Genomic DNA, 13,385 nt, shown 5'->3' with positions numbered 1-13,385 from the left:
TAAAAGGCTAAACTACCGTTAAACTTATGTAAAAATTTACAGAAATAAAAATAATGAAAAATTATAAGTTTCGTTATCTTTCTATAATATTATTTTTCCTTTTTTTAAGATTATAATTAATAATAATGGCATTTAATATATCTTAACCCCTTTGACCACCCTAGAAATGGCTCCTGTCTCAGAAGGAGAATCTGGACGAAGCTTAAAATTCAATGAAGTATAAAAGGCCAACAATTGCCCTAGAACGATATACAATACGGCTAAATATTCATCTTCTATGACCCCAGATTTAACATCACCAAGAACAATAAGCTCATCAACTGAAGGGATATCGTACTCAAGCATGGAGATTCCTATTTGTTTTAGCGGTCTTTTTCCTACGCCCATCCCCTGGACCAAGTCCAATTCGTATTGAAGGACTTTTTCATTATTCGAGAAAAAATAAACCAAAAGGGTTTCCTCGTTGACCACGGCTTTGGGGCCGTGTCTAAAACCAAGATAGGAATCATTTTTACAGATGACATGCCCATCCGTCAATTCTTGAAGTTTTAACTGGGATTCCATTGCCGTACCATAAAGTGGCCCAGATCCAAGAAAAACTACTCGTTTAAACCCTAACCCTGATATTTTCTTGATTTGACCCAACTTTTCACTCAAAAGCTTTGTAGCTGAATCTTTGATGGTAGCGACTGTCTTCTTTAGATATTGTAGCTTATCGAAACGCCCCATTAACAGAATAGTCAAAAGCATACCCGAATAACTACCAGTCATCGCAAGACTTCGGTCATTGGATTCCGGGGGAAGCAGAAAAACCAAATAATCATTATCCGATTCATATTTGGCCAACTTCCCATCCTCACTGCAAGTGATGATTAAATGGCTACAATCTCTTATATGATTGTCTGCCAGTTTAACAGCTGCCAAGCTTTCAGGACTATTACCAGATCTTGCGAATGAAATTAACAATGTTGGAACACCAGATTCAAAATAGTCCTGAGGATGGGAAACCAAATGCGTAGTAGCTATCGACAAGGTGGTAATTCCTGTATTTCTTTGAAGGAACCCCTCTACGGACAATCCTATATAGGCACTTGTTCCAGCACCCGTCAATATTATCTTTTCTACTTTATTGAGAGTGGAATCCAAGAAAGAAGTAATTATGTCCCTCTCCTTTTCAAGTTTGTCTAAAATCTTCCCCCAAAGTTCAGGCTGTCCAGAAATCTCCTTTGCTGTATCATAACCCCCAATAGCTTTCAATTGCGAAGTTCCGATGTCAAGGTATTTCATATTGTCGTCATGTATAACGTTTATATCTTTCATTTCCTTTCTTTGCAAATATATAAAACCTATTTAAAGTTTCTTTAACTATTTTTATTTATTTGAAATCATTTTTTTTTGATGGTTGCTAACATATGTGCCTATATTTGCTTTTTAAAGAAAAATCCTATTCAATGAAGGAAGTAAAATCGAAAAGATCTACGGTTGAGCGACGAAAAAAAATATTGAATCTACTCGATGAAAATGGACAGGTTTTCGTGCACGAGTTAAGTGAAGAATTTGGTGTTAGTGAGGTCACCATTCGTAATGATTTGGAACTATTCGAAACAAAGGGCTTGTTGATACGATCAAGGGGAGGTGCTATGATTAATGAGAATTCTGTTGGAATGGATTTTCAATTATCTGAAAAGGACAAGATGCACTATACCGAAAAGGTTCGGATTGGTAAAAAGGCGGCAGAGCTAGTAAACTCCGGGGAAACAATTATTCTTGATTCGGGAACAACAACGATGGAAATCGCTAAAAACCTTGGTTCTAACAAATCGTTAAATGTAATCTCCAACGCTTTGAACATAGCCAATGAGTTGCTAAAGTACCCAAATATAAATATAATTGTACCTGGAGGGACCTTGCGAAAAAACTCACATTCCCTAGTTGGCCCATTAGCCGAAAAAAGCATGCGAAATTTTTATGTGGACAAGGTCTTTTTGGGGGTCGACGGATTTGACATAAAGGAAGGTGCGTTTACGCCAAACATTGAAGAAGCTTCCTTAAACCAAGTGATGATCGAAATTACAAAAGAGGTTATTCTTGTATCTGATTCCAGTAAGTTTCGGCGCAGAAGTCTTGCCTTCATTTGCCCTACCCGTAAAATAGATATTGTCATCACCGACGATAAGATTAGCAAGGAAGACCTAGTTTGGCTTAAGGACCAGAATATTCAAGTTATCGTTGCCTAAAACTAATTTAAGTAATTGGCCAAGCTTCAATTCTTTGCGCCTTAGACGAACTTGAAGTCGACATCATGGAATAATGACTCACGATTTTCTTCACCGCCAACCAACCATACGATTACATTCCTTTAACCAAAAACCCTTTCCTGAAAATTTGCACTTTAGCCAAGCTTCATAAAAATATTCAATAAGAATTTTTATGGTTAAATCGTATGGCAATCCCGATAACACTCTTTGAAAAGCAAAGACCTTTGTCCATTAAGGCGAACATGCATTTTAAATGGGGCTTACCAAATATATTTACGTACTTCTCACCATGTATGTTCTGTCTTTTTTTTAATAATCTACTTATATTATAATATCATTTTACCCCACCCCTTATTACGAACCGTGGATATTTAACAACCCTTTTAGTTATCAATAAATATCAATTCAGTAAATCAGACCATTTTAAACCTATTACAATATAAAAACAACTTTAAAAAAGATTTTTTTTGATAATAAAAAGGTAGAATAAGTAAACAATAATTTTATATTTACAAGTGAAAAGATTATCATGGGTTTCCATTTGTGGGAGTCAATACCTATTTGATATATTTTTTTAAAAAAAGTAAATAGAATTCTTAGGCAATTATAGACCGAACTTTATTGCAGCTTGGGTCAGAAAGAGCGAGCTTCATGATGGGTCAAACAAGGATTACCTAAATCCTCAAAGGACAAAAAATAAATAGATCAAGAACCATGGCGTCTTTCGATGTATTAGTAATTGGCGAGTTAAATGTTGATATAATTTTAAATGATATTCAAGGGTTCCCCGAAATTGGAAAGGAAATCAGGGCTGATCAGCTCAATTTAACCTTGGGCAGTAGTTCGGCCATTTTTGCAAGTAACCTTAGCTCTCTAGGTGTGTCCGTTGGCATGGTGGGTTTACTGGGCAATGATAGCTTCGCCGACACTATAAAAAAATCCCTGCTTGACAAAAAAGTGAATATAGATTTTGTCATGTCATCAGACAGATACAGTACCGGACTGACCATTGTAATGAACTATGGGATGGATCGCGCAAATGTTACCTTTCCAGGGGCCATGGAGCACTTAACGGTCGAGGATATTACAGATCAGATGTTATTGAGCTGTAAACACATGCACCTAAGTTCAATTTTCCTACAAAAAGGTATAAAGAAACATGCGGTCCAACTTTTCGAAAGGGCGAAAAAATTAGGTATCACAACATCCATGGACCCGCAATGGGATCCTTCAGAAAATTGGAAGCTGGATTTGAGCAGCTTGCTACCTCACCTAGATGTTTGGATGCCCAACGAAGTGGAATTTAAAAACATAACGAGCGTTCCGGAACTGGCCGATGGGCTGGAAAAAATTAAGGAGTATGCAAATTATGTTGTTATCAAGGATGGGATACATGGTGCCCATCTTTGGAATCAAGGAAACCTAACATCCAAACCCGCATTCCTTAATAGCGAGGTTGCCGATTGTATCGGTGCGGGCGATAGCTTCGATGCCGGTTTCATAAGTGAATTTATAAAAGGGTCCGAGTTAAATCGGTGCCTGGAGGTAGGAAACGTTATGGGCGCAATCAATACGCTTGAACCTGGCGGCACCACATCCTTTAAAAATAGGGAGTACATTGAAAAAATAGCAATAGAAAAATTCGGGTTTACCCTTTGAATTATGGAGTTAAAAGAAAGACTAAGACACAATAAAAAAAACGGGAGCGCACTGCTTGCAACAAATTTTTACAATTTTGAAACCCTTGCGGCGGTTCTAACGGCAGCCCGTGAGATGAAATCCGGATTAATCCTCCAGCTTTCCGAAAGTTCGATCCACTATATGGGACTGGAGGTAGCCACATCTCTTGCCAGGGCAGCCATTTCCCAGTTTGGTGTAGAAGCATGGCTTCATTTGGACCACGGTCAAAATATAGATTTGGTAAAGCGGTGCATTGATGCCGGCTTTGACTCCGTTATGATAGACGCAAGTGAAAAGTCATTTACCGAAAATATAAAAGTGACGAGACAGATTGTGGACTATGCTTCGGGGTACGAGACCAATGTGGAAGCTGAACTGGGCTACATCTCAAAACTGGGCCAAGAGCAAAAAATGATATATACCAGTCCGGACGAAGCCAAGGCCTTCGTTGAAGCTACCGGTATAAATGCCCTGGCCGTTGCCGTTGGTTCCGCCCACGGATTCTATAAGGAGACACCTAATCTACAATTTGACCTGATTTCAGAAATCAATGCGGTCACGGATGCCGCCCTTGTCCTGCATGGCAGCTCGGGAATTCCTGACGATCAACTACAGCGAGCCATTAAAATGGGTATAACCAAAATAAATTTGGCCACTGAGATAAAGAATGTTTTTATGAAATCCTTACAAGAGACACTAAAGCATACCGATAATATTGATTTAAGGGAAGTGTTCCCCACCGCAACCACGGCAGCTGTAACCCTTGTCAGTGCAAAATTGAAAACCATAAACTTTAAAGAATCATGAAAAGAATAATTCTGCTCCTGTGTCTGAGTTTTGGATTTTTTTCCTCTAGTGCCCAAGAAGATATCCTGCTCAAGGATTACCGGCCAAAAACCATTCACAATGTTCAAAAAACGGAAATTACCAAGGCCAAATTTACCGCAATAGATGTCCATTCGCATCCCTATGCTGCCAATGATGAAGAGATAGGGCAATGGGTCAAAACCATGGATGCACGTGGTATTGAAAAAACAATCATCCTTACCTACCAAACTGGAAAGAAGTTTGATAGCATCTATAAAGCGTATTCAAAATATGGGGATAGATTTGAAATTTGGTGCGGCTTTGATTATAGCGGATATGGAGAGAAAGGATATGTTCAAAAGGCAATCAAAGAACTTGAACGTTGTTTTAAAGTGGGTGCCAAGGGAGTTGGGGAACTCGGGGACAAAGGATTGGGCATGGCGAATTCAGGTCCTACACCTGCACCGGGGATGCACTTTAACGACGAAAGGATGCAACCCTTGCTTAAGCGTTGTGGGGAATTGGGGATGCCAGTAAATATTCATGTCGCAGAACCTATCTGGATGTACGAACCTATAGACGTTCATAACGATGGTCTTATGAATGCGGCCACCTGGAAAATCGATACAGCGAATCCTAACGTTTTATCTCATGCAGAATTACTGAAGACATTGGAAGAGGCCGTGTCCAACAACCCCGGCACCACATTTATAGCGTGTCATTATGCAAATTGTGGCTATGATTTAAGTTTACTAGGCCAGATGTTTGATCAGTATCCAAACCTATACGCTGATATATCCGCCCGCTATGCAGAAGTAGCTCCAGTACCTAGGGCGACCAGTGCGTTCTTTAAAAAATATCAGGACCGATTACTATATGGAACGGATATGGGGATGGACGATTCAATGTACCAGACTACTTTTAGAATTTTAGAAACCGCAGATGAGCATTTTTATGAGCATGAACTTTTTAGCTACCATTGGCCATTAAATGGTTTAAATCTTGACGAGGATACATTACGAAAGGTGTATAGTGAAAATGCAAGAAAAATATTAAAATAGATGAGATATTTCAGTATAAGGATTATAACAATTTTGGCTTTTGTACTTCTTGCCAGCTGCCGTAAGGAATCTGGCAATAGCGTCATACTCCAAATTGAAAACGGAGCATTGATTTATGAGGTTGACACCTACTTAAAAACCAAAATATCCAGTAACCTGCCACAAACAAAGACTCTTGTTTCGTCTTTTCAACCTTCGGAAAACATAGAGATTAACGGCAAGACCATTGAACAGTTCAAACATCAAGAGACAAATGAAACTACCATTGGTGGTGACTTACCCGGAAGACAATGGGTACTACAAGGAATTTATAAAAACGAAGAAATAGACATTCAAAAAACGGTACGCCTAACTACCTATGACTCATTCCCAAATTTGGTTTCCACCCAAGTTACCTATATAAATATGTCATCAAATAATATTATTATAGATAATTGGTCAAATAATAACTATATTATTGAATCTCAAAATGACGAACCAGCATTTTGGGCCTTTCAAGGAAGCTCCTCATCTTCAAGAAGTGACTGGGTAAAACCACTGGAGGCCGGTTATTATCAAAAAAACTACATGGGCATGAACGATTCCGATTATGGAGGTGGTATTCCCGTGACTTCAGTTTGGCGTAAAGATGTAAATGTTACCGTGGGCCATTTGGCCCTGGTACCCAAGTTGGTAAGTCTGCCTACCGAAGTATTTTCAAATCCTTTGGGTGCGAAGATTGGCGTTCAAGAAGATTTTGATGATCATACAATATGGAAGCCTAAAGACACGATTCAAACCCTTGAAACCTTTGTTTCCCTCAGCACTGGTGATTATTTTGTGAGTCTTGCAAGATATTCAGAACTGATGCAGGCCAAGGGTATTACCATAGCGGAGCCGGAAGAAGCCTCATTTGAACCCATATGGTGTGCATGGGGCTATGAAAGGGATTTTACCTTGAACGAGGTGATAGGTACACTACCAAAAGTAAAGGAACTTGGAATTAAGTGGGCCGTGTTGGATGATGGCTTTCAGATTGCGGAGGGGGATTGGAACGCCAATCCCAAAAAGTTTCCACAAGGAAACCTAGAAATTAAAAGACTGGTCGACAAAATACATGACAGCGGGCTAAAGGCAAAAATATGGTGGACACCCCTAGCAGCAGATCCAGGGAGCAAGGTATTAAGAGAACATCCAGATAGTAAAATCATTCAGGAAGATGGGGCTCCGCAGTACATAACGTGGTGGAACTCATATTACCTTTCCCCGACTAAAGATGCTACTATAGCCCATACCAAGGAAACCATACATTTATTCATGGAAGAATGGGGGTTCGATGGTTTAAAGATGGACGGTCAGCATATGAATGCCGTAGCTCCAGACCATACGCTGGAAAACCCAAACAATTCTGTTGAAGGCTTACCCGATTTCTTTCAGATGATATATGAAGAAGCCCGAAGCATCAAGCCTCATGCGGTGATAGAAAACTGTCCCTGTGGTACCTGTATGTCCTTTTACAACATGGCTTCAATGAATCAAGCGGTATCATCCGACCCTCTTTCCAGTTGGCAGATTCGTCATAAAGGAAAAACTTATAAAGCCTTGGTTCCAAAAACAGCCTACTACGGTGATCATGTGGAGTTAAGCGATGGAGCAGATGATTTCGCCACCTCTTTCGGTATTGGGGCGGTTCTAGGTACAAAGTTCACTTGGCCCAAAGACAATCCCAATGCCTCTGGAAAATATCTTCTTACCCCTGAAAAAGAAATAATCTGGAAGAAATGGTTCGATCTTTACAACAACTTGATGCTCTCCAAAGGAACGTATCTAGGTGACCTTTATGATATTGGATATGACAAACCAGAAGGGCACGTCATTCAGAAAGATGGCGCTCTTTTTTACGCCTTTTATACGGATCGCTGGGATGGTGATATCCAATTGAAAGGTCTCGATAGGAATAAGACCTATCATATTAAGGATTACTACCACAATGAAACTTTGGGAGAGATTTCAGGAGCAAATCCTGTTTATAATGCATCTTTTGAGGACTTTCTTCTTTTGGAAGTTTCACCAAAATAATACATTAAGTTATAACAAAGAACAGCGATTATGAATTCTAGAAGATATTTTTTAAAGAATACTACTTTGGTAAGCGCAGGCCTTTTTGCAGTACCTAGCTTTGCCACCCGGTACTTTAGCGAAAATGATAAATTGAACGTAGGTTTGATAGGGGTAGGATTGCGAGGTACCAACCATCTCAAAAACCTTCTGCTGCGTAAAGACGTTAATGTGACTGCCATTTGTGATGTTGATGCTAATAGGTTGAAAATAGCTCAAAATCATATTAAAGAGGCAGGGTTCAAAGCGCCAAAAGTTTTCGGAAGTTCTGAATATGACTATAGGAACTTGTTAGAATTAAAGGAAGTGGATGCAGTTATCATTGCCACACCATGGCTTTGGCACACCCGCATGACCGTAGATGCCATGAAAGCAGAAAAATATGCTGGTGTAGAAGTCTCCGCGGCCAATACTCTGGAAGAATGTTGGGACTTGGTCAATACCCATGAAAAAACCGGAACACATATGATGATTTTGGAAAATGTGAATTACCGTAGGGATATCTTGGCCGTACTCAATATGGTAAAACAGAACTTATTCGGTGAGTTGGTACACTTTAGATGTGGATATCAGCACGATTTGAGGCATGTAAAATTTAACGATGGTAAGTCTGCTTATGGCAAGGGCGCAGAGTTTGGCGAAAAAGGAATTTCAGAAGCCAAATGGCGTACCGAACACTCGGTAAAACGCAATGCTGATGTCTATCCTACACATGGCCTTGGCCCTATTGCCATAATGGCAGACATAAACCGAGGTAACAGATTTGTTTCCTTAACCTCGCATGCAACAAAGGCCATTGGGCTACATAACTATGTAGTGGCCGTGGGGGGCAAGGAGCACCCCAATGCCGAGGTAAAGTTCAAACTGGGTGATGTCATTACTTCAACTATAGATACTGCAAATGATGAGACTATTATCATCACACACGACTGTAATCTTCCTAGGCCCTACTCACTGGGCTTCCGGGTCCAAGGCGCCAATGGGCTCTGGGAAGTGGATGGTAATAGAATCTATATTGAAGGGAAGTCAAGAGAATCACACGAGTGGGACGAAGCTACTTCATGGTTGGAGCAATATGACCACCCCCTTTGGAAGAATTATGGTGAGTATGCACTAGGTGCAGGTCATGGAGGTATGGATTTCTTTGTACTTAATTCTTTTGTGGAATCGGCTAAGGCCAATACTCCCCCGCCTTTGGACGCATATGATGCGGCAGCATGGAGTGCAGTGACCCCATTGTCTGAAGCCTCAATTGCCAATAATGGTGAACCTCAGGATTTTCCAGATTTTACAAGGGGTCTTTGGATCAAGAGAAAACCTTATAATTGGATGAAAGCGACTTATTAAACGATAGTTTTCGAGTATAGCTTTGGAAGCTAGATAATTCTGATTTGACCATTAAAACAGGGACATATATTTGTTGCTAACCCATGCTTTGGCAAGAACATCTTAGGCCTTAAGAAGATTGTTGCTTTCATCTTGATGTATGGGAATAGAAAAACCGAAATGAGCAATTTTAAAAGGCCAATATAAATTTCTGCCTAGATGGCAATGACCAACTAGAAACCTTTTTGACATTTTTAAAATACATCGATATAAATTCAATACGAAATGAAAATAGATGCCCATATCCATTTAAACTCACCTAAAACCGAACTTTTGGAATACGGTGTTAAACAGGATATCGGATTTGTATCCATAGTCACGGATATTCCAGGATTTCCTACTGTTGACGACCAGTTGAAAACCGTAGTGGAATTAAAAAAGGCTTATGGAGATTATTTAAATTTCACCACTACCTTCACCTGCGCTTCATGGGGTTCCCCAAAATGGGTAAATAAAAGTCTAGATTTCATTAAAAAATCATTGGACATGGGCGCCATTGGAGTAAAGGTTTGGAAAAACATTGGCATGACCCTCCAAGATAAATATGGAAGCTACCCCATGATCGACCATCCTTCCTTTGAACCTATTTTTAATTTTCTTGAAGAAAATAATGTAGTTGTTCTGGGCCATAATGGAGAGCCTAAAAATTGTTGGCTACCATTCGATCAAATGACCGTGGAGTCCGATCGCTCTTATTTTATGAAGCATCCAGAATATCATATGCACTTACATCCCGAGGTACCAGATTATGAAGCCCAGCTTTCAGCAAGGGATAGAATGCTCGAAAGACATCCAAAACTACGCTTTGTAGGATTACACTTGGCAAGTCTGGAATGGGATGTTAATGAAATTGCCGCATGGCTGGATCGCTTTCCATTGGCCATGGTCGATTTGGCGGAAAGAATTGTCCATGTGCAACATCAGACTGTTTCGGCATGGCAAAAGGTACATGATTTCTTTATAAAATACCAGGATCGGATAATTTATGGCACCGACTTTATTTGGGCCGATAATCATACGAAACTTGAGCTAATGGAGTATTTGGATGAACGGTATCAATCGGACTGGGATTATTTCTCAGGTCACGGAACCTTTAAAGTCCCTGAGGTGGAAGGCAACTTTAGAGGGCTTGGTCTTCCTTCCATAGTACTCAATAAGATTTTTAATTCAAATGCCAAAAAAACGTATGGAATTTAAGGCCATTATACCAGAGATAACTATGTCAATTAGGAACCAAAGAAAAATCGTCTTGCTTTTCGCCCTTTGGTTGACCCTGCTACCCATAATGGCACAGAAAGGATATCAGGCCAAGTTACCCGATATAGAAGAAAAGGCTTATTATACCCTGGAAGATTTCAATCGTGTGGATAAATTTGATGTCCATATCCATATCAACACGGTACAACCCTATTTCATACATCAAGCAATAAAAGATCGATTCTTTTTTTTGGATATCGTCGATGATCGTCCATTTGGAGTACCCATGGACGAACAACAAGCATTTGCCAAAATTCACCTGACTAATTTTCCAAATCAAATGAACTTTGCCACCACTTTCAAAGTTTCCAATTGGAACCAAAAGGATTGGGTGGCCACTACCATAGCCCATCTCAAAAAATCCTTTGCCCAAGGTGCCATCGCCGTAAAGATCTGGAAAAACATAGGTATGGACCTGAGGAATGAAAATGGAGATTTTGTAATGGTTGACCATCCCAGAATTGATTCCTTATTGACCTTTCTATCTGATAACGATATACCATTGCTTGGTCATAATGGAGAACCAAGGGATTGCTGGCTACCCTTGGAAGAAATGACTTTTAACCAAGGCTATTATGGTGCCCACCCTGAGTATCATATGTATTTGCATCCAGAATATCCTTCCTATGAAGATCAGATCAATGCAAGGGACAATATGCTGAAGAAACATCCTAATTTGAATTTTATGGGGGCTCACCTTGGCAGCTTGGAGTGGAGTTTGGAAGAACTGGCAAAACGTTTGGACGCTTATCCTAAAATGCGTGTGGACATAACACGTATGCCAAACCTTAAACTACACACATTTAATGATAGGCAAAAAACACGGGAGTTTTTCATTACCTATCAGGACCGATTGATATATGGTACGGACATGGCCATTAACCCAACGGATAAACCTGCCGAATTAAAAGACCGTATTCACCAGAAATGGCTTGATGAATGGGCATTCTTAGTAACCGATCGTCCTTTGGAACTTAAAGGTTATGGACAATTAAAAGGCTTAAAACTTCCTCGGGAGGTAATTGATAAGATTTACTTTAAAAATGCCTCAAGGCTTTTGGGTTTTACTAAAAAGGAGTAACCCCTAAAAATAGGAAAAGAAGATGATGTTGATTACCAAAAACGGTTGGGACCCACTATAATTTTTAAAAGGCGAGTATATCGCCCAACAAAAATAACTTTTAAAAAAATTATTGTAATTATTTGAATATAAAATAGTTATAATCAACCTTTTTGAGATTTGAACAAATCAAAGAATAGCTTTAACTAAAAATTCGGCTTCAGAATGTTTGTGTTGGAATGGTACTATAAACGCCAAAAACAAGTTAAATGAAACAAATTAAAAGACGGAGATTCATTAAAAACACCCTGTACTCCGGATTGGGCACCTCTCTAGTCCCCACCCACCTCATCGCAAAGGGGGAATCTACCATTGATGAACCTATAATTGAACAAAATTCCTCAGGAAGCACTAAGAAAATCATCGTTGCTGGGGCCGGAATCAGCGGACTTTGCTGTGCCTACGAATTGATGAAAAAGGGACATGAGGTAACCGTACTGGAAGCCTCTGGCCGATTTGGCGGTGCAATACTTTCCGTTCACGATGGACTGGCTGATGGACTTTATGCCGACTTTGGCGCCGAAAATTTTACAAAACCTGGTTACGAAAACTACTGGAAGTATATTGATGAGTTTAAGCTTGCCGTGCTACCCTATCATCATAGGGAGCATAGAATAACAAGAATTGACGGGGTATGGCAGACCGATGAAATGCAAAAAGAAATTCTCGATAAGAGGGTGGAGCAACTGGGGGGATTCAACAAGCATGAATTGAAATTTCTAAAATCAAATCAAGTCAGCAACTTACAATTGTTATATCTGAAGCCTTATTTTGAAAAATTTACAGATGAATACCAGCCTTTTGGAATTGGCTACGACCATTTGGAAAACATACCGGTCTCCCAAATCTATGAGGAAGCAGGAGCTTCCAAAGCTGCAATGTCAATCTTGGGAGGGAGTCAAACATCAGCCCTTTATAGTATTTGGCAAGCCTTTATAATGCACAAACGTGGATATGACGATACGCTAGATCTATTTCGTCTTAAAGGAGGAAATCAGGAATTAACAAATGAATTTGGACGACGCTTGGGAACACGTATAAAGCTGGGGTGTCAGATTTTGGAAATAGAAAATAACAATACAGGGGTGAAAGCTATATATCGGGAACTGGGGGAAGTAAAGGAAATGTCGGCAGATTACCTGGCCTGCTGCCTAAGAACGACGGCACTAAAAAATATTCCTTTTACACCGCCACTTCCACCAGAGAAACAATATGTCGTGGAGCATCTCAAATATGATCAGACCACACGAATCGTCTTTCAAGCTCGATCTAAATTCTGGTTGAAGGACAATGTAAGCATCAATCTATCATTCAACCATCCAGCACTTAGCCACATTTGGCAAGTTGCCAACGAAGTAGATACAGATCGTGTTTGCTTAATGGTCAAAGCACCAGGGGGAACGAATCCACTCCGTACCTTGGATGCCTTTATGGAACTTTACCCCGGCAAACGGTCGAATATAGATATTGAGCAAACCTTGGTTAAGGATTGGTCAAAAGATACATACGTACACGGATGCGAGCGCCATGGATTTTCGGGTTTAGGCAAGCTATCCAAGTTTTGGCCCCATACCATGACCTCCCATGGTAGAATTCATTTTGGAGGTGCCCATACAGACAACAGAAGCTGGGGAATGGAGGCGGCTACAAACGCTGCCAATAGGGTTGCCCAGGAAATCGATGGGGCTTAAGTAGAGAATAGTTCAATACAAGATCATG

At 40.0% G+C, this 13,385-nt stretch carries 10 protein-coding genes; 9 read left to right on the top strand and 1 reads right to left on the bottom strand.

Features of this window, described 5'->3' with window-relative positions:
* Positions 1-132 precede the first annotated feature (132 nt).
* Positions 133-1,320, bottom strand: coding sequence for an SIS domain-containing protein (locus tag PP181_RS14975; RefSeq protein WP_272637683.1), 1,188 nt, complete (start codon positions 1,318-1,320; stop codon positions 133-135).
* A 131-nt stretch (positions 1,321-1,451) separates the two neighbouring features.
* Between PP181_RS14975 and agaR the strand changes: the two genes are divergently transcribed.
* The 9 genes from agaR (at position 1,452) to PP181_RS14930 (ending at position 13,357) form a co-directional block, all read left to right on the top strand.
* Positions 1,452-2,237: a transcriptional repressor AgaR gene (agaR, locus tag PP181_RS14970; protein ID WP_138257678.1), complete on the top strand. Its 786-nt coding sequence runs from the start codon at positions 1,452-1,454 to the stop codon at positions 2,235-2,237.
* 735 nt (positions 2,238-2,972) lie between these two features.
* Complete coding sequence (locus PP181_RS14965; RefSeq protein ID WP_272637682.1) at positions 2,973-3,917, top strand: carbohydrate kinase family protein; 945 nt, start codon at positions 2,973-2,975, stop codon at positions 3,915-3,917.
* Positions 3,918-3,920: 3 nt separating this feature from the next.
* On the top strand, positions 3,921-4,745 hold the full coding sequence (locus PP181_RS14960; protein WP_272637681.1) for a class II fructose-bisphosphate aldolase: 825 nt from the start codon (positions 3,921-3,923) through the stop codon (positions 4,743-4,745).
* Positions 4,742-5,806: an amidohydrolase family protein gene (locus tag PP181_RS14955; RefSeq protein ID WP_272637680.1), complete on the top strand. Its 1,065-nt coding sequence runs from the start codon at positions 4,742-4,744 to the stop codon at positions 5,804-5,806. Before PP181_RS14960 ends, PP181_RS14955 begins: the two co-directional genes overlap by 4 nt.
* Positions 5,807-7,864, top strand: a complete 2,058-nt coding sequence (locus PP181_RS14950) for a glycoside hydrolase family 36 protein (RefSeq protein WP_272637678.1) — start codon at positions 5,807-5,809, stop codon at positions 7,862-7,864.
* A gap of 30 nt (positions 7,865-7,894) precedes the next feature.
* Entirely contained in the window at positions 7,895-9,250 is a 1,356-nt protein-coding gene (locus tag PP181_RS14945; RefSeq protein ID WP_272637677.1) for a Gfo/Idh/MocA family protein, read from the top strand.
* 264 nt (positions 9,251-9,514) lie between these two features.
* Positions 9,515-10,486 carry an amidohydrolase family protein gene (locus tag PP181_RS14940; protein ID WP_272637676.1) on the top strand — a complete coding sequence of 324 codons (972 nt, stop codon included), beginning with the start codon at positions 9,515-9,517 and terminating at the stop codon, positions 10,484-10,486.
* Positions 10,461-11,627, top strand: coding sequence for an amidohydrolase family protein (locus PP181_RS14935; RefSeq protein WP_272637675.1), 1,167 nt, complete (start codon positions 10,461-10,463; stop codon positions 11,625-11,627). The genes PP181_RS14940 and PP181_RS14935 overlap by 26 nt, the downstream gene beginning before the upstream one ends.
* Positions 11,628-11,875: 248 nt before the next feature.
* The gene (locus PP181_RS14930; protein ID WP_272637674.1) at positions 11,876-13,357 is read left to right on the top strand and encodes a flavin monoamine oxidase family protein; all 1,482 of its coding nucleotides are present in this window, start codon (positions 11,876-11,878) and stop codon (positions 13,355-13,357) included.
* Positions 13,358-13,385 lie beyond the last annotated feature (28 nt).

It is taken from the genome of Maribacter sp. PR66 (assembly GCF_028464205.1).
Taxonomy (GTDB): Bacteria; Bacteroidota; Bacteroidia; order Flavobacteriales; family Flavobacteriaceae; genus Maribacter; species Maribacter flavus.
This window is presented reverse-complemented; position numbering and strand designations above follow the sequence as displayed.